Consider the following 16,971-nt stretch of genomic DNA (forward strand, 5'->3'; position numbering starts at 1 on the left):
AACACCGTTCATTATTACAATTGGTTATAGTTTTGGCGGTTTATAGTGTTGACGATCTATAAAACCCTGATAAAATCCGGACACATTGGTTGCAGGGATTGATAGTTTTTACCACCGTCCCCCGGTCCTTCAGACGCAACGCGTCGCTCTTACCGCCCCTGCTCGGTATTGACGGTCATATGTAGTCTCCACCAGCGCATATCGACGCTGGTTTTTCGCGTGGGAGCCATCGAATGCGTGCTTTTTGGCATGCAGGCGGTCCTTTTCGAGATTTTGGCTCCCCAACGGTACTTTTTGCCGTTTTCCCGACGTCGTTGTCGCCTTAACCAGAGCAGGCGGCGTCTTGGCTCTTCCGAACACGCAGTTCAACCGGTCGTTTTTACGGCGTTCGAGGAGCCAGCAACATGGGAGATCTGAATGAACGCCTGGTTATCGTGGCGTCCCAATGAGCGGCTCGCGCAGGTCATGCGCGGTGTGCTGCGTCAGGGGACGCGAGTAAGTCATCATCTTTTCAGCGTGGTCGGCGGATTTGCTGTCCTGTTCGCGCTCACGCTGTGGCTGATGCCGAGCTGGCGCCTGACGCTGGCAACGCGGCTGATGCCCTTCATCACGGCGGCCGTGCAGGCTGGCCCAGCGCGCCTGCTGCAGGGCAACCCGCTGCCGTCGTTCGCGCCTCAGCAACGTAACGCGGCGCCGCAGGACGACACGCTGTCCAGCAACGCGCCGACTCCCGCCGACAACGCCAACACGGCTGCGGCGGCTGCCGACGCCGGCTACACCGTCGCCAGCGACAACACCAGCTTCACCGCTCCGTCAGGCAACGGCGTGAGCACGGGCCTGTCCTCGGCGGCCCTCAACGGTCTCGATCCGCGCACGTTGCCAAGCGTCGGCACCATCGCTTCGATGATTCCGTCGCAGCGCGTCTCGCCGGATGCACGCGACGACCGCGTGCTGGTGTCCACCCGCGAGCAGGATCTCGTCGCGACGTTTATTGCGCGTCGTTACCGCGTCGCTCAGGAGCCCGTCAGTGAGCTCGTGAAGGCGGCGTTCGACACCGGTCGCGAAGTCGGCCTCGACCCGCTGCTGCTGCTCGCCGTGATGGCGATCGAGTCGGGCTTCAATCCGTACGCGGAAAGCGGCGTCGGTGCGAAGGGACTGATGCAGGTGATGTCGACGGTTCACTCGGACAAATTCCGCTACTTTGGTGGTCAAAGCGCGGCGCTCGAGCCGCTTGCGAACATCAAGGTCGGCGCAATCGTGCTGAAGGATTGCATTGCGCGCGGCGGCTCGCTGCCGGGCGGTCTGCGTCTGTATGTCGGTTCGACGTCGCAGGACGACGGCGGCTATGGCGCAAAGGTGATGGCCGAGCGCACCCGTTTGCGCGATGTCGCACGCGGCCGCAAGGTGCCGATCAACTCGCCGCAATCGCCGACGACCGTGACGGCTTCGACGCAACAGGCTCCTGCCGCAACGTCGAATAACTCGAACGGTTCGAACAAGCGTGTGCAGATGACGCTCGACGGCCACCCGCTGAGTGCCAACGGCACGGCGGTGAAGGGCACGGAACAGGATGACGCGAGCGCGAATGCCGCCAAGCATGTTGCGCAGCAGTCTGAACTGGGCGCCTGATTCCCCAGATCACGCTGTAAGCGAAATAGAAAAGGGCACCTTCGGGTGCCCTTTTTGTTACTGCGACGCCGGCTTTGCGTTGCCTTCGGCGCGAGGCACGCTCGCGCGCTGACAATTTACTTGCCGAAGAGCTTCCCGAGACGCGCCACAGCCTCTTCAAGCTTCGAATACGCGGTCGCATACGACAGCCGAATATACTCGCGCGGCTGATACGAACCGAAATCCATGCCCGGCACGAGCACAACGCCCGCATCGTGCAGCATCGCTTTCGTCAATGCCGCGCTGTCGCCGGCTGCGGGATGCGCGACGCCGCGGCAGTCCGCATACACATAGAACGCGCCGTCCGGCATGACAGGCACCGAAAAGCCCAGCGACTCCAGCGCCGGCGCAATGAAATCGCGTCGACGCTTGAACTCCAGCCGGCGGCCCTCGTAAATCGCCAGCGTGTCCGGATCGAAACAGGCAAGCGCTGCGTGCTGCGCAAGCGCCGACGCGCAGATGAACAGGTTTTGCGCGAGCTTTTCGACCGCACCGACGAGCGACGGCGGCACGACCAGCCAACCCAGCCGCCAGCCTGTCATGTTGAAATACTTCGAGAAGCTGTTGACGGTAACCACATCCTCGCCGAACGACAGCGCCGAAACGGGCGGCGCGTCGTAACTCAAGCCCTGATAGATCTCATCGACGATGGTGAAGCCGCCGCGCTTGCGCACGGCTTCAACGATCCGCTTCAGTTCTTCAGGTTCGATCGACGTACCGGTCGGGTTCGACGGCGACGCGAGCAGCACGCCGCGCGTGCGCTCGTTCCACAGACGCTCGACATCGGCTGCCGTTAGCTGGAAGCGCTCAGCCGGACCGCTCGGCACCATCACCGGCTTGCCTTCGGCCGCGGCGACGAAGTGCCGGTTGCACGGATAGCTCGGATCGGGCATCAGCACTTCGTCATCGCGATCGACGAGCGCCGCGCACGCCAGCAACAGCGCCGCCGACGCACCCGCCGTCACGACGATCCGCGCCGGATCGACATCCAGGCCATAAGAATGCTTGTAGTGACCGGCGATCGCCTCACGCAACGCGTGAATGCCAAGCGCGCTGGTGTATTGCGTGACGCCGCTGCGCAGCGCCCGCGTTGCCGCCTCGATCACAGGTTCCGGCGCCGTGAAATCGGGTTCGCCGATGCCCATATGGATGATGTCGCGCCCGGCGCGCTCCAGCAGCGCCGCTTCCTTCGCCAGTTCCATGACATAGAACGGCTGGATGGCATCGACGCGGGCGGCCAGTTTCACGAGGGGTTCGGTCACGCTGTTCATTCGCTGAGTCCAGTTCAATCCAGTTCAATACCAACGCGCGCTGATGCTCGCGGAAAAAACAAAGGCGGGTCCGCGTAACGCTGGACCCGCCTGCATCGCCAACTGCCGAGCCAACCATGAAGAAGGCCAGGCGCGTGACGTGAGCTTACTGCTTGCGGCCGGCCGCCTGCGTTTCCGCTTCGCGCAGCTTCACCGACAGCTTGTCCAGCACGCCGTTGACGTACTTGTAGCCGTCTGCGCCGCCGAAAGTCTTCGCCAGTTCGACGGCCTCGTTGATGACGACGCGGTACGGAATGTCGACGTGATTCTTCAGCTCATACGCGGCCACCAGCAGCACCGCGCGTTCGACGGGCGACAACTGGTCGATCGGGCGGTCGAGGCAGGGCGTGAGATCCGTGGACAGCGCTTCCGAATCGCGGATCACGCCATGCAGGATCGCGTCCAGATGTTCGTGGTCGGCCTTGTCGTAGCCCTGGGCACCACGCAGCTGCGCGTCGATTTCACCTGCCGGCGAACCCGACAGCAGCCACTGATAAAGCCCCTGCGTGGCCAGTTCGCGGGAGCGTCGGCGTGCGCTTTTCATGCCCGTTCCTCTTCGTCGTCCTCGTCTTCGCCTTCCTCGTCGTCGTCGCCGTCCAGTTGCTCCAGTGCGACTGCGAGGTTCGCCATTTCAACCGCGGTGCGTGCCGCGTCGCGGCCCTTTTCGGTCATGCGGGCGACAGCCTGCTCGTCGTTTTCCGTGGTCAGCACGGCGTTCGCGACGGGGATGCCGAAGTCGAGCGCGATGCGCGAAATGCCCGAGCCGCTTTCGTTCGACACGAGTTCGAAGTGATACGTCTCGCCGCGAATGACCGCGCCGAGCGCGATCAGCGCGTCGAACTGGCCGCTTTCGGCGAGCTTTTGCAGCGCCAGCGGGATTTCCAGCGCGCCCGGCACGGTGACGAGCAGCACGTCTTCGCCCGTGACGCCGAGGCGTTCGAGTTCTTCGATACATGCATCGGCGAGGCCGTTGCAGACGGGTTCGTTAAAGCGCGATTGGACGATGCCAATGCGCAGGCCGTCGCCGTCGAGATTCGGTTGGTATTGTCCGATTTCCATATGAGGTCCGTAGTGTGTTGGTTGAGCGCAGGTTAGCGTGAACTAAGCAGGAACTAGGCGAAAACTGTTCGTGAAAGCAGTTGATGCGTTCAGCAGTTTTGCGGCTTTTCAGCCGCGCTGCCTGGCATCGGCACGAAGCCGGTTACTTCGAGCCCGTAGCCGGACATGCTGCCCAGCTTGCGCGGGTTCGACAGCACCTGCATCTTGCCGACACCGAGTTCGCGCAGAATCTGCGCGCCGATGCCATACGTCTTGAAGTCCACCGGGCGGCGCTTGAGCGCCTCGGCCCGGCTTTTTTCGTCGAATGCCTTGAACACGTCGATCATGTGTTCCTTCGAGTCGCCGCAGTTCAACAGCACGATCACGCCGTGATCGCGCTCGGCGATTTCCTTCATGGCGGCGTCGAGCGTCCACGAGTGGGTGGACGTGCCGACTTCCAGCAGATCCAGCACCGAAAGCGGCTCGTGCACGCGCACCATGGTTTCTCGATCCGGCGTGGGCGTGCCGCGCACCAGCGCCATATGCGGCTGGCCGCTCGGTTGATCCAGATACATTACCGCGCGGAACGGGCCGTGCACGGTTTGCATGGTGCGTTCGCAGACACGTTCGACGATCGATTCTGTGCGGCTGCGATAGTGGATCAGATCGGCGATCGTACCGATCTTCAGGCCGTGTTCTTCCGCGAACGTCATCAGATCGGGCAGGCGCGCCATCGTGCCGTCGTCCTTGATGATTTCGCAGATCACGGCCGCCGGCGTCAGGCCCGCAAGCGCCGTGAAATCGCAACCGGCTTCCGTGTGGCCCGCGCGTACCAGCACGCCTCCCGGTTGCGCCATGATCGGGAACACGTGGCCCGGCTGGACGATGTCTTCGACGCGCGCATTCGCCGCGACGGCCGTCGCGATGGTGTGTGCGCGATCCGCTGCCGAAATGCCCGGGGTGACGCCTTCAGCCGCCTCGATGCTGACGGTGAACGCGGTGCCGTACTGGGTGCCGTTGCGGGCCGTCATCAGCGGCAGGTTCAGCAGCTTGCAGCGTTCCTGCGTGAGCGTCAGACAGATCAGACCACGGCCGTAACGCGCCATGAAGTTGATCGCTTCCGGCGTGATGAATTCCGCTGCGATCACGAGGTCGCCCTCGTTTTCGCGGTCTTCTTCGTCGACAAGAATCACCATCCGGCCAGCTTTGAGCTCGGCGATGATTTCAAGGGTGGAGGCGAGGGTCATGTTGGCGAGAAGTTTGGGAAAGCGCGTATTTTACGCCACGCCGCCCGGCAAGTCGCCCGTCCGAACGGCATATGCCATCCGGACGAATGTTCAGTTGCCTGGAGCCGCGCCAGACTACTTGGGCGCGTTGAGCATCCGCTCGACGTAGCGCGCGATCAGGTCGATCTCCAGATTCACCTGCGCGCCTTCCTTCAAGGCCTTGAGCGTGGTGACTTCAACCGTATGCGGAATCAGATTGATCGAAAACTCGCAGCCGTCGGCAAGATCTTCGACCGAATTGACGGTCAGGCTCACGCCGTTCACGGTAATCGAGCCTTTGTACGCCAGATACTTGCCGATCTCGCGCGGCGCCAGCACGCGCAGCTCGTGCGATTCGCCCACGCGGGCGAAGCGCGTCACCTTGCCCAGACCGTCCACATGGCCCGAGACGATATGGCCGCCCAGCCGGTCATGCGAGCGCAGCGCCTTTTCCAGATTCACTTCGCCCGTGTCGCCGAGGCCCACCGTGCGGTTCAGGCTTTCGCGCGACACTTCCACGTCGAACGAAGACGGCGTCTTTTCGATCACCGTCATGCACGCGCCCTGGATCGCGATGCTGTCGCCCAGTTGCACGTCTTCCATATCGAGGCCGCCCGCTTCGACGCTCAGCCGCACGCCTGCGTCCGGCTCGCTGCCCAGCGGTTTGATCGATGCAATGCGGCCGACTGCCGCGACGATTCCCGTAAACATCGTGTCGTGTCCTCTATCTAATCGGTCAATGCGTGGGTTGCTTCGTCAACAGGCGCGCGAGAATGCGCACGTCAGTGCCGATCCGGTCCACGGAGTGAAATTCGAGTTGTGTGCGCGCATCCAGCGAGTCGGGCGCGGCAAGGTTGAACATGCTCATCGAATTGTTGCCGAGCAGGCTCGGCGCCAGATAGACCAGCAATTCGTCGACGCAACCTTCGCGCAGCAGCGAGCCATTCAGTTTATAGCCCGCCTCGACATGCAGTTCGTTGACCTCGCGCTTGCCGAGTTCCTCGAGCATGCGTGGCAGATCGACCTTGCCTTGCTCGTTCGCGAGCGGCACGATTTCCGCGCCACGGTCGTGCAGTGCGGCGGCGCGCTCTTCGAGCAGCGGCGTGAGCGTGCTGCAGAAAATCAGCGTCGGCGCGCCGGCCAGAATCTGCGCCTCGGGCGGCACTTCCAGCTGACTGTCGATCAACACGCGATGCGGCTGGCGCGGCGTATCCACGGCGCGCACGGTCATGCGCGGATTGTCTTCCCTCACGGTGCCGATGCCCGTCAGGATCGCCGACGCGCGGGCGCGCCACGCGTGGCCATCGTTGCGTGCCGCTTCGCCCGGGATCCACTGGCTTTCGCCCGACGGCAAGCCGGTGCGGCCATCCAGCGAAGCGGCCACCTTCATTCGAACCCAGGGCCGGCCGCGCGTCATCCGCGAGACGAAGCCGATGTTCAGTTCGCGCGCTTCGTTTTCGAGCAGGCCGCAGCGCACCTCGATGCCCGCGTCGCGCAACATCGACAGGCCGCGTCCCGACACGCGCGGGTTCGGGTCTTCCATTGCCGCCACTACGCGCGCGAGCTTCGCTTCGATCAGCGCGTTCGCGCACGGCGGCGTGCGTCCGAAATGGCTGCAGGGTTCGAGCGTGACGTAAGCGGTTGCGCCTTGAATGTCGTGGCCGCGCTTGCGCGCGTCCTTGAGCGCCTGGATTTCCGCGTGATCGTGACCGGCGGGCTGCGTAAAGCCTTCGCCGATCACCTCGCCGTTCTTCACCAGCACACAACTGACACGCGGATTCGGGTCGGTCGTGTACAGGCCGCGCCAGGCGAGGGCCAGCGCGCGTTCCATGTGGACAAAATCGGTCTGCGAGAACATCGGCTTCGGCTTATCCGTTCAGAGTTTCGGCAGCGTGAATCAAACCAGCGCCTTGAAGGCGCCGCGCGCGGCTTCGACGGTGGCGTCGATGATCGCGTCGTCGTGTGCGCTCGACACGAAGCCGGCTTCGTACGCGGACGGCGCGAAGTACACCCCTGCATCCAGCATCTTGTGGAAGAACGCGTTGAAGCGCGGCACGTCGCAGCGCGAGATTTCCGCGAAGCTGCCCGGCACCGATTCCGAGAAGTACAGCCCGAACATGCCGCCGACGGAATCGGCTGCGAACGGCACGTTCGCTTCGCGCGCCGCTTCAGTGAGGCCTTGCACGAGGCGCGTGGTTTGACGCGTCAGCGCATCGTAGAAACCGGGTGCCTGGATCAGTTGCAGCGTTTTCAGACCCGCCGCGACGGCGCTCGGATTGCCCGACAGCGTGCCGGCCTGGTACACGCCGCCCAGCGGCGCGAGATGAGCCATGATGTCGCGGCGTCCGCCGAAGGCCGCCGCCGGCATGCCACCGCCGATCACCTTGCCCAGACACGTCAGATCCGGCGTGATGCCATACAGTTGTTGCGCGCCGCCCAGCGCAACGCGGAAGCCGCACATCACTTCGTCGAAAATCAGCACGGCGCCGTACTCGGAGCACAGGCGGCGCAGCGCGCCGAGGAATTCGGGCGTAGCGCGCACGAGGTTCATGTTGCCCGCGACCGGCTCGACGATCACCGAGGCGATCTCGTCGCCGAACGCCTTGAAGGCCTCTTCGAGCGCGGCGACGTTGTTGTATTCGAGCACGGTGGTGTGCTTCGCGATATCGACGGGCACGCCTGCCGAAGTCGGATTGCCGAACGTCAGCAGACCCGAACCCGCCTTCACCAGCAGGCTGTCCGCGTGACCGTGATAGCAGCCTTCGAACTTGACGATACGGCTGCGGTTCGTGAAGCCGCGCGCGAGACGCAGCGCGCTCATGGTCGCTTCCGTACCGCTCGACACCATCCGCACCTGTTCCATCGAAGGCACCAGCTTGCAGATTTCTTCGGCGATCTCGATCTCGGCTTCCGTCGGCGCGCCGAACGAGAAACCGTTGGCCAGCACGCGCTGCACGGCTTCGAGCACTTCAGGATGCACGTGGCCGACGATCATCGGCCCCCACGAACCGATGTAATCGATATAGCGCTTGCCCTCGGCGTCCCAGAAGTACGCGCCTTGCGCGCGCTCGATGAAACGCGGCGTGCCGCCGACCGAACGGAAAGCGCGCACGGGCGAATTGACGCCGCCAGGAATGGTTTTCTGGGCGCGGTCGAAGAGTTCTTGATTGGTGGACATGAGCGTTGGACCTGCTTGGGTTGGGCTCGCGCGCAAGATGGCCATCACGTGCGCGAGTGCAGTACAAGGGCGGTGCGGAGGCCGTGCGAACGCGCGCCTCGAAGCGCGCAGGGAACGCATGAGCCTGGAAATGACCTCACGAAATTGTACCGGAGTCGTATGGAATCGGCCTTGAGCGGGGCGAGGCGCTCCCTTTGCGCTCAGGTCTCGCCGCCGTTGCCTTCGCCGTCGCCGGGCGTGTCGTTCTGGCGGTTGGGCGAGCTGAAGTACATGGCCACACGCGCCGCGCGTTTGCCGGCGGCCGCCTTGTTCGCGGCGCTCCAAGCCTCGTTTGCCTGTTCTTTGGTCGATTTTGCGGGCATGTCCGCGTGCGGCGCGATAACAGGACGCGCCCGCTTGCCGGTGCGCTCGATCCACAGCTTTTCGAGCGCGCCTTCCGCCATCGGCTTGATCGAGATGCCGGACGTCTGGGCGTCCCACGTCTGCACGGAAAACGGATGCTTGCGCAGTTCGTCGCGAGTCACCACGACTTCATGATGCGCGTCGACCAGATAGTCGTAGACGAAGTCCACGCACAGCCGGTAACCGCTCTTTTTGGTGGCGTCGGGCATTTCATACGGCGCGCGCGTCACGTAGCCGGAAGCGAACACGCCTTTCGGTTCCAGCGTCACGCGGTGAAGAAACACGCGATCTCCCGGCAGAATGCTGCGCGAGAAGCCGCAGCCCCAGACGTCGGTGACGGCTTCGCCCGCGGCGACGCGCTGTGCCACGTCAGGCAGTTCGGGCCACGGCCACTTTTTCGGGCTCCAGATCAGCAGAAAGGCAGTCATCCGGCTCGGATATCGGAATGGAAGGCAAGGACGGCCAGCTTACCCGATAAGGCGTGGAAAGCCCGCTTCACGTGCCCTCGGGGAAGGGAAGGACAGGGCGTCGGTTACAATCGGGGGCCGTATCCGCAGCGCTGCACGGCCCGCTGGGTCCAGCATCGGCCCATCTTCGCGCGCTGCATCTCACTGGAATCCCATGTCTTACGACGTCAGATCCCGGCCGGATGCCCGGCTGATTCTGCTGCTCGGCGCGCTGGCCGCGTGCGGGCCGATTTCGATCGATATGTATCTGCCCAGCCTGCCGTCCATTACGCAGGCGTTCAGCGTCAGCGCAGGCGCTGCGCAGGGCACGCTGACCAGCTTCATGCTCGGCTTTTCGTTTGGCATGTTGCTGTACGGCCCGATGTCCGATGCTTATGGTCGGCGTCCCGTGCTGCTCGGCGGCATCATCATGTACACGCTGGCGACGATTGCCTGCGCGCTGTCGCTGTCGATCGGTGCATTGGTCACCTTCCGGTTTCTGCAGGCACTTGGCGCTGGCGCGGCGTCGGTGCTGGCGCGCGCGATCGCCCGCGATGCGCACGGCCCGTCGGACGCCGCGCGCGTGCTGTCGATGCTGGCCATCGTCACATCGATCGGGCCATTGCTCGCGCCGCTGATCGGCGGGCAGTTGCTGCTGCTGGGCGGCTGGCGCGTCGTGTTCGTCGCGCTGACGATCTTCGGTACGATCTGCGCCGTCACCGCGTTCCTGCGGGTGCCGGAAACCTGGCCGCGCGAGAAGCGCGCGCACGGCGCGGTGCTGAAATCGTTTGGCGCGTATGGCACCTTGCTCAAGGATCCCGTGACGTGGGGGCACATGTTGTGCGGCGGCATGGCGTTCGCGTCGATGTTCGCGTACATCACGGCGACGCCGTTCGTGTATATCGAATACTTCCACGTGTCCGCGCAGCACTATGGCTTTCTGTTCGGACTGAACATCGTCGGCATCATGCTCGGCAACTTCATCAACACGCGGGTTGTCGGCAGAACTGGGCCGCTGCCTGTTATCTCCGTGGCGGCGATGATCAGTTTCATCGCGTCGCTGTTCGTCGCGCTGATGTGTCTGACGGGGTGGGGCGGATTGTGGTCGATTGTCGCCGGGCTGTTTTTTGTGGTGGGCGTGGTCGGGGTGCTGTCGGCCAATTGCACGACGGATCTGATGCATCGCTATCCGAGCAATGCCGGCGCAGCAGCAGCCGTGTTCGGTGCGATGCAGCTTGCGCTCGGCGCGCTGTCGAGTTTCGCCGTCGGGCTGTGGCACGACGGCTCGCCGCAAGGGATGGGCGTGACCATTGCCGTGGCGGGATCGCTTTGCTTCGTTGGTCGATTGCTGGTGATCCGCTGGCATGGAAGAAAGGCGCCAGTGGGAGCGACCTCGATCTGAGGGTGGCAGCGTGGGTTGCCTGACGATCCAAAACGCTGATCTCATAACGAGAAAGCGTCAGCGCATCCGCAAATAAAAACCGGGCCTTCGCAGCCCGGTTTTTTTTCAGCAAGACAGTGACGTCATCAATCCCGCGGTGAAGCCGCCGCACCGTGACTCAGCCAGTCGAGCACAGCCGACGTATCGTCATCGGCGCCCTTGCGCGCCTTCGTCACTGCCGCGCTGACCTCGGAAGAAGCCGGCGCAGCACGTCGAATCGCCACGCCGACAGCCAGAATGTCGATCATCAGCAGATGCAGAACCCGCGAGATCATCGACAGCTGCGACTCGCGAATCTCGATGTGATCGGTCTCCAGCGCGACGGTCGCGCGCTTGGCGAGCGGCGTGTTGCTCGACGTGATCGCGATCACCTTCGCGCCTGCCTGCATCGCCACTTCCAGCACGCGCAGCAGTTCAGGCGCACGACCCGACTTCGACACCGCGACAATCACATCGCCCTTGCCGAGCAATGCAGCCGACGCCGCCTGCATATACAGATCGCCATAAGCAATAGTCGGAATACCGAAGCGGAAGAACTTGTAGTGCGCGTCCTGCGCGACGATGTTCGAATTGCCGAGACCATAGAACTCGATGCGTCGCGCGCTGTTCAACAGATCGATTGCCGCCTCGACGTGCTCGAAGTTCAGATGCTCGCGCAACTGCAAAATCGCGGAAACGGTGTTGTCCAGCACCTTTGCACCGAAGTCCGTCGCCGTATCGCCGAGATGCACCTGGCTGTGCGAGACGGGAATCGTGCCCGTCAGACCTGTCGCCAGCTTCAGCTTGAAATCGGACAAGCCCTGGCAGCCCAAAGAGCGGCAGAAGCGGATCACCGTCGGCTGGCTCACATCGGCCTTGCGCGCAATATCGACGATAGGATCGTTGATGATCGAGCGTGGATGATTCAATGCGAGATCCGCGACGCGGCGCTCAGCGGGCGTCAGCGCATCGCGCATCTGGCGAATCCGCTCGAACACCGCCGACGAACTGCCGCCCGCGCGATTCGACAATTGCTCCGCGAGAATCGCCGACACGCCCAGGAAGGCCGGATACTCCGCCGTAATCACGTAGGTCGGCACGTTCTTCAGATACGCCTCGAAGCGGCCTTTCGCCTCGAAACGCTGACGGAACGACGAACGCGCGAACACGTCGCCCAGACGCGGCACCACGCCGCCACCGATATAGATGCCGCCCAGCGCACCCAGCGTCACCGCGATATTGCCGGCGAACGTGCCGAGAATGCCGCAGAACACGTCGATGGTTTCAGCCGCGAGCGCATCGCCGTCGAGTCCCTTCTTGACGATCTCCGAGACTTCGAGCGTGGCCGGCACGCGCTTCTTGTCGCGTTGCGCGAGCGCACGGTAAATGATCTCGATGCCAGGACCCGCCGCCACACGTTCGAACGACACATGCGACCACTTCTTGCGCGCGTATTGCAGCACGAGGTCTTCACGTTCATCCATCGGCGCAAACGTCGCGTGGCCGCCTTCGCTGCCGAGCGCGATCCAGCGGTCGTCGGCGGGAATCCGGCCCGAGACGCCCATGCCCGTGCCCGGACCGAGCAGACCGATCACGCTGTTCTGCCGGCGCGCGCCGCCGCCTACCTGCACACGTTGCGTATCGGTCAAGCCCGGCAAGGCCATTGCCAAAGCCGTGAAGTCGTTGACGACCAGCAGCGTATCGAAACCCAGCGCACGGCGCGTCGCTTCGATCGAGAAGGTCCAGTCGTGATTGGTCATGCTGACCTGATCGCCGTCGACCGGGTTCGCAATCGCGATCGCCGCATGGTTCACGCGGCCGATCTTCGTGTCCTTCAGATACTTCTTGATGACTTCCGCAACGCCCGGATACTCCGCGCAGGGATAAACGAGCACCTGCGTGATTTCGCCTGGACCCGTCTCGAGCGCGAAGCGCGCATTGGTGCCGCCGATATCGGCAAGCAGCCTCGGTCCGTCGGCGTGCTGTCCCGCGCCGGGCACAGTCTTAGTTTGCACACCAGTAGACATCGAGTCTCACTCCCTTATCGTTCGCCAGCGTCGAGATGGCATTTTTTTGTGGGGCGGCTGCGGCGGCATTGAGCACGTCGAGCTTTTTCTGACCGGCGATCAGCAGGAACAACCGGTCGATTTTCTTCAAGGCGGACATCGACCAGCTCACGCGCGCATGCGGCGCGGCGCCGGGATGCACGGCGACGAACGGCTCGGCTGTCGAGATCGCGTGTTCCCATTCGGGCGCGTCCGCAAAAATCGATGCCGTGTGGCCGTCTTCGCCCATACCAAGCACGGCGATATCGGGCAGATGCCGGTCGCCGCTCGCGACTTCGCCGTTCAATGCAGCGACATACGCGTCGAGCGATTGCGCCGTGTCCACCAGCGGGAGGAAGGCGGCGTCGCGCGCGGCGTGCTGCAACAGCGTCTCGCGTGCGAGGCGGGCGTTGCTGGCGCTATCCGTTTCAGGCACCCAGCGGTCGTCGACGAGCGTCACGGCGATGCGCTTCCAGTCGAACGGCTGTGTGGACAGGGTTTGCAGAAACGGACGCGGACTCGTGCCGCCGGACACGGCAAGCGTCGTCGCGCGGGCGCGGGTCGCGCTCGCACGAGCGGCGAGCGACGCATGTAACGCGTCGCCAACCGCCTTCGCCAGCGCGTCGGATTGGGCGCGCGGGTCGTCGAAAGCGTGAAGCTCGATCACTTCTCCTCCATGCTGCTTTCTTTGTTTGATCTGAAGTGCGACGGGCGATGACGTCGAGCCATTCCAGCCGACGTCGATAGATCCCGCTGCTGCCGCGAACGGACCCGTGCGATCCAGGTCCGTTCCGGCCATTCATGCTGTGTTCAACCGCTGTGTTGAGCGCTTACTGCACACGGCGCGCTGCGAGCGAAACGATCATGATCGCAGGACAAAACAAAACGCGCCGCTCAAACAACCATTCACATCAATTCTCTTCTTCGAGCCAGCAGGTGCCGTGCTGCGCGAGCATCGCGCTCGCGGCAGCGGGGCCCCACGTGCCGGCCGCATAAGGCTTCGGTTTGCCCGACGCGGCCCATTCGTTGAGGATCGGCTCGACCCACTTCCAGGCCGCTTCCTGTTCGTCGCGGCGCACGAAGAGGGCGAGGCGTCCGTTGATCACGTCGAGCAGCAGACGTTGATACGCCTCCATCTGGCCTTCCTTGAAGAACTGATCGAAGGCGAGGTCGAGGTGGACGCTCGACAGGTTCATCCCTTCGCCCGGCTTTTTCGCGAGGCAATAGAGGCGAATCATTTCGTTCGGCTGCAGGCGGATCACCAGACGGTTCGCACCCGCGCGCAACGCCGACGCACCCAGCGCCGAATGCGGCACCGCACGGAAGTTAACGACGATCTCCGCGACGCGATCAGCCAGCCGCTTGCCCGTGCGCAGGAAGAACGGCACGCCTGCCCAGCGCCAGTTTTCGATCTCGACCTTCAGCGCGACGAAGGTTTCTGTCGCGCTGTCGGGCTTCACGCCGTGTTCGGTGGCATACGCGGGCACCGAGGTGCCGCGAATCACGCCCGCGTGATACTGGCCACGCACGGCGACCTTGCTGATGTCGCGCGGATCGATCGGTTTCAATGCGCGCAGCACGCGCAGCTTTTCATCGCGGACGGAATCGGAATCCATCGAATGCGGCGGTTCCATCGCGACGATCGAAAGCAGTTGCAGCAAATGGTTTTGCACCATGTCGCGCAGTGCGCCCGTGTTGTCGTAGAAGTCGCCGCGTGCTTCGACGCCGAGTTCTTCCGCAATCGTGATCTGGATGCTCTCGACCCACTCGCGGCGCCACAGCGGCTCGAACAGCGCATTGCCGAAGCGCAGCGCCAGCAGGTTCTGCACGGGCTCTTTGCCGAGATAGTGGTCGATACGGTAGATCTGCTCTTCGGCGAAGATCTCGCCGACGGCATCGTTGATTGCATTCGACGAACGCAGGTCGTAGCCAAGCGGCTTTTCCAGCACGATGCGCGCGTTCTCGTTCAGGCCGACGGAGGCCAGCGCGCGGCAGATCGGCACGAACAGCGACGGACCGGTCGCCAGATAGAACACCCGCGTACCCGCATGATCTTGCAGTGCATCACGCAGCGTGACGAAGTCTTCCGCTTTGCCGAGATCGAGCTTCACGTACTCGATGCGATCGATAAAGCTCGCCCACGCGCTTTCGTCGAGACCGTTCTTCGCGACGTGCGCCTTCACATGTTCATTGACCCATTGCAGATAGCTCGCGCGGTCGTCTTCATGACGTGCGACCGCGACGATCTTGCCGCTCGCCGCCAGCATCCCTGCACGGTGCGCTTCATACAGAGCCGGAAGGATCTTGCGCATCGACAGATCGCCGGTTCCGCCGAAGAGAACGAAGGTGAAGCTAGAGTCGGTTTGCATGCGTCTCCGGGGGGTATCTGATGGGCCTGTAAGGCGCCCGTAGTCCGATAAAATTTTTTTTGACACTGAATTGTAGTTTAACTACAATCCAAATCAAGAGGTAACGTGAATTCGTTGAAAAAAGCGGGCGGGGCTTGAGAACAAGCGCCTTTTCGCGGGTGCACGTAGCTTCCCTGCATGTTAACGGACAACGCGTTCCAGCATGCGCCAGCGTGCCTTTGCACGCGGTGCTGCACCACGGAATCAGGCGTTTTCGGCGAATGACGTGCGCGGACACCTCGAGTCTGCAACGCGCCGCAGTCAGAAGGCGGAGCAGGCAAAAATCAAAAGAGGAGACAGTTCTTGCATCGCAAACCACTCATCTCTTGAGCGTCTCGCGGCCGAACCTCGGCGCGCTGGCACACCCACATCATGTGTGCCTGTCGGGCGCTCGACCGTCCTTCGCATTGCCTGTTTGACCAACCATCACACCCTGGTGACATCAGGGGCCACTCGTTTTTAGTTCAGGTGTCTGGAGGAGATAAGCAATGAAATTCCGTGCGATCATGGGCGCCCTGTGCGCCGCAGGTCTGATGTGTGGCGTCGCCACGGCACAGGCGGCCGAATCGGTTGAAGTGCTGCACTGGTGGACGTCGGGCGGCGAATCGAAGGCCGTCGGCGTGCTGAAGGACGATATGCAGAAGCAGGGCTACGTCTGGAAGGACTTCGCGGTGGCAGGCGGTGCGGGTGCAGCGGCCATGACGGCACTGAAGACCCAGGTGATCTCGGGCAACGCGCCGAGCGCGGCCCAGATCAAGGGTCCGCTGATCCAGGACTGGGCGTCGCAAGGCGTGCTGGTGAACATCGACTCCGTCGCTGGCGACTGGAAGAAGAACCTGCCGCCGGAAATCGACAAGATCATGCATGCAGACGGCCACTACGTCGCGGCGCCGTTCTCGGTGCACCGCGTCAACTGGCTGTACATCAACAAGGCAGCGCTCGACAAGGCAGGCGGCAAGGTCCCGACCACGTGGGCTGAGTTCTTCGCTGTCGCCGACAAGATGAAGGCAGCCGGCATCCAGCCGATCGCCATGGGCGGCCAGCCGTGGCAAGACCTGACGCTGTGGGAAGACGTCGTGCTGTCGCAAGGCGCGGATTTCTACAAGAAGGCGCTGGTCGACCTCGACCAGAAGACGCTGACGTCGGACAAGATGGTTGGCGTGTTCGACACGGTCCGCAAGATCCAGGGTTACTTCGACAGCGGCCGCACGGGCCGTGACTGGAACCTGGCAACGGCCATGGTCATCAACGGCAAGGCCGGCATGCAGTTCATGGGTGACTGGGCGAAGGGCGAGTTCGCGAACGCGAACAAGAAGTCCGGTACGGACTACATCTGTGCTGCAGTGCCGGGTACGGAAAAGTCGTACACGTTCAACGTCGACTCGTTCGTGTTCTTCCAGCAGAAGGACCAGAAGGCGGCAACGCCGGGTCAGCTCGCGCTCGCGAAGACCATCATGAGCCCGGAATTCCAGGAACAGTTCAGCCTGTACAAGGGTTCGATTCCGGTTCGTCTGGGCGTGTCGATGGATAAATTCGACGACTGCGCGAAGAAGTCCTACGCTGATGAACAGGTCGCCATCAAGTCGGGCGGTTATGTTCCGTCGCTGGCTCACGGCATGGCTCAACCGGACGCAGCAGCAGGCGCCATCTCGGACGTCGTGACGAAGTTCATGAACTCGAACGAAGACTCCAAGACGGCTGTTGCCGCTCTCGCGAAGGCTGCGAAGACCAAGTAAGGCAGTCGTAGCAAAGTTGTAGCAGAACGCCCGGCGCGCATGGCCTTTAATACAC

General features: G+C 63.0%; 14 protein-coding genes. 3 read left to right on the forward strand and 11 right to left on the reverse strand.

All coding sequences use genetic code 11. The annotated features are described in order from the left end of the window. Window positions 1–417: 417 nt before the first annotated feature. On the forward strand, window positions 418–1,629 hold the full coding sequence (locus DK391_RS10420; RefSeq protein WP_109477933.1) for a transglycosylase SLT domain-containing protein: 1,212 nt from the start codon (window positions 418–420) through the stop codon (window positions 1,627–1,629). A 116-nt stretch (window positions 1,630–1,745) separates the two neighbouring features. Here DK391_RS10420 and DK391_RS10425 read toward each other — a convergent pair whose 3' ends face one another. The 8 genes from DK391_RS10425 to DK391_RS10460 all read right to left on the reverse strand — a co-directional run bounded on the left by DK391_RS10425 (window position 1,746) and on the right by DK391_RS10460 (window position 9,289). After that, window positions 1,746–2,939: a pyridoxal phosphate-dependent aminotransferase gene (locus tag DK391_RS10425; protein ID WP_109477934.1), complete on the reverse strand. Its 1,194-nt coding sequence runs from the start codon at window positions 2,937–2,939 to the stop codon at window positions 1,746–1,748. Between the two features lie 145 nt (window positions 2,940–3,084). Beyond that, complete coding sequence (nusB, locus tag DK391_RS10430; protein ID WP_109477935.1) at window positions 3,085–3,522, reverse strand: transcription antitermination factor NusB; 438 nt, start codon at window positions 3,520–3,522, stop codon at window positions 3,085–3,087. After that, complete coding sequence (ribH, locus tag DK391_RS10435; RefSeq protein WP_109477936.1) at window positions 3,519–4,037, reverse strand: 6,7-dimethyl-8-ribityllumazine synthase; 519 nt, start codon at window positions 4,035–4,037, stop codon at window positions 3,519–3,521. Before ribH ends, nusB begins: the two co-directional genes overlap by 4 nt. 89 nt (window positions 4,038–4,126) lie before the next feature. Next, window positions 4,127–5,263, reverse strand: coding sequence for a bifunctional 3,4-dihydroxy-2-butanone-4-phosphate synthase/GTP cyclohydrolase II (gene ribBA / locus DK391_RS10440; RefSeq protein WP_109477937.1), 1,137 nt, complete (start codon window positions 5,261–5,263; stop codon window positions 4,127–4,129). Between the two features lie 114 nt (window positions 5,264–5,377). Beyond that, entirely contained in the window at window positions 5,378–5,992 is a 615-nt protein-coding gene (locus tag DK391_RS10445) for a riboflavin synthase (protein ID WP_109477938.1), read from the reverse strand. 25 nt (window positions 5,993–6,017) lie between these two features. Then, the gene (ribD, locus tag DK391_RS10450) at window positions 6,018–7,139 is read right to left on the reverse strand and encodes a bifunctional diaminohydroxyphosphoribosylaminopyrimidine deaminase/5-amino-6-(5-phosphoribosylamino)uracil reductase RibD (protein ID WP_109477939.1); all 1,122 of its coding nucleotides are present in this window, start codon (window positions 7,137–7,139) and stop codon (window positions 6,018–6,020) included. A 39-nt stretch (window positions 7,140–7,178) separates the two neighbouring features. Further along, complete coding sequence (hemL, locus tag DK391_RS10455) at window positions 7,179–8,459, reverse strand: glutamate-1-semialdehyde 2,1-aminomutase (RefSeq protein ID WP_109477940.1); 1,281 nt, start codon at window positions 8,457–8,459, stop codon at window positions 7,179–7,181. 200 nt (window positions 8,460–8,659) lie between these two features. Further along, on the reverse strand, window positions 8,660–9,289 hold the full coding sequence (locus DK391_RS10460) for a hypothetical protein (RefSeq protein WP_109477941.1): 630 nt from the start codon (window positions 9,287–9,289) through the stop codon (window positions 8,660–8,662). Between the two features lie 193 nt (window positions 9,290–9,482). Between DK391_RS10460 and DK391_RS10465 the strand changes: the two genes are divergently transcribed. After that, window positions 9,483–10,709 (forward strand): Bcr/CflA family multidrug efflux MFS transporter, encoded by a 1,227-nt coding sequence (locus DK391_RS10465; protein WP_109477942.1) that lies wholly within the window; start codon window positions 9,483–9,485, stop codon window positions 10,707–10,709. Between the two features lie 125 nt (window positions 10,710–10,834). Here DK391_RS10465 and DK391_RS10470 read toward each other — a convergent pair whose 3' ends face one another. The 3 genes from DK391_RS10470 to zwf all read right to left on the reverse strand — a co-directional run bounded on the left by DK391_RS10470 (window position 10,835) and on the right by zwf (window position 15,141). Further along, entirely contained in the window at window positions 10,835–12,754 is a 1,920-nt protein-coding gene (locus tag DK391_RS10470) for a bifunctional transcriptional regulator/glucokinase (RefSeq protein WP_109477943.1), read from the reverse strand. Then, a complete protein-coding gene (gene pgl, locus DK391_RS10475) occupies window positions 12,732–13,439 on the reverse strand; it encodes a 6-phosphogluconolactonase (protein WP_109478022.1) in 708 nt (235 codons plus the stop codon). The genes DK391_RS10470 and pgl overlap by 23 nt, the downstream gene beginning before the upstream one ends. A 244-nt stretch (window positions 13,440–13,683) precedes the next feature. Beyond that, window positions 13,684–15,141, reverse strand: a complete 1,458-nt coding sequence (zwf, locus tag DK391_RS10480; protein ID WP_109477944.1) for a glucose-6-phosphate dehydrogenase — start codon at window positions 15,139–15,141, stop codon at window positions 13,684–13,686. Window positions 15,142–15,668: 527 nt separating this feature from the next. On the opposite strand from zwf, the gene DK391_RS10485 reads away from it, so the two are divergent. Beyond that, window positions 15,669–16,916 carry an ABC transporter substrate-binding protein gene (locus DK391_RS10485; RefSeq protein ID WP_109477945.1) on the forward strand — a complete coding sequence of 416 codons (1,248 nt, stop codon included), beginning with the start codon at window positions 15,669–15,671 and terminating at the stop codon, window positions 16,914–16,916. Window positions 16,917–16,971: the final 55 nt, after the last annotated feature.

The organism is Paraburkholderia sp. C35, assembly GCF_003121405.1.
In the GTDB taxonomy this organism is placed as follows: Bacteria; Pseudomonadota; Gammaproteobacteria; order Burkholderiales; family Burkholderiaceae; genus Paraburkholderia.

Excerpts from the sequence above, each read along its gene's own strand:
- DK391_RS10420 (WP_109477933.1), top strand. The coding sequence starts at position 418 with ATGAACGCCTGGTTATCGTGGCGTCCCAATGAGCGGCTCGCGCAGGTC.
- DK391_RS10425 (WP_109477934.1), bottom strand. The coding sequence starts at position 2,939 with ATGAACAGCGTGACCGAACCCCTCGTGAAACTGGCCGCCCGCGTCGAT.
- nusB (WP_109477935.1), bottom strand. The coding sequence starts at position 3,522 with ATGAAAAGCGCACGCCGACGCTCCCGCGAACTGGCCACGCAGGGGCTT.
- ribH (WP_109477936.1), bottom strand. The coding sequence starts at position 4,037 with ATGGAAATCGGACAATACCAACCGAATCTCGACGGCGACGGCCTGCGC.
- ribBA (WP_109477937.1), bottom strand. The coding sequence starts at position 5,263 with ATGACCCTCGCCTCCACCCTTGAAATCATCGCCGAGCTCAAAGCTGGC.
- DK391_RS10445 (WP_109477938.1), bottom strand. The coding sequence starts at position 5,992 with ATGTTTACGGGAATCGTCGCGGCAGTCGGCCGCATTGCATCGATCAAA.
- ribD (WP_109477939.1), bottom strand. The coding sequence starts at position 7,139 with ATGTTCTCGCAGACCGATTTTGTCCACATGGAACGCGCGCTGGCCCTC.
- hemL (WP_109477940.1), bottom strand. The coding sequence starts at position 8,459 with ATGTCCACCAATCAAGAACTCTTCGACCGCGCCCAGAAAACCATTCCT.
- DK391_RS10460 (WP_109477941.1), bottom strand. The coding sequence starts at position 9,289 with ATGACTGCCTTTCTGCTGATCTGGAGCCCGAAAAAGTGGCCGTGGCCC.
- DK391_RS10465 (WP_109477942.1), top strand. The coding sequence starts at position 9,483 with ATGTCTTACGACGTCAGATCCCGGCCGGATGCCCGGCTGATTCTGCTG.
- DK391_RS10470 (WP_109477943.1), bottom strand. The coding sequence starts at position 12,754 with ATGTCTACTGGTGTGCAAACTAAGACTGTGCCCGGCGCGGGACAGCAC.
- zwf (WP_109477944.1), bottom strand. The coding sequence starts at position 15,141 with ATGCAAACCGACTCTAGCTTCACCTTCGTTCTCTTCGGCGGAACCGGC.
- DK391_RS10485 (WP_109477945.1), top strand. The coding sequence starts at position 15,669 with ATGAAATTCCGTGCGATCATGGGCGCCCTGTGCGCCGCAGGTCTGATG.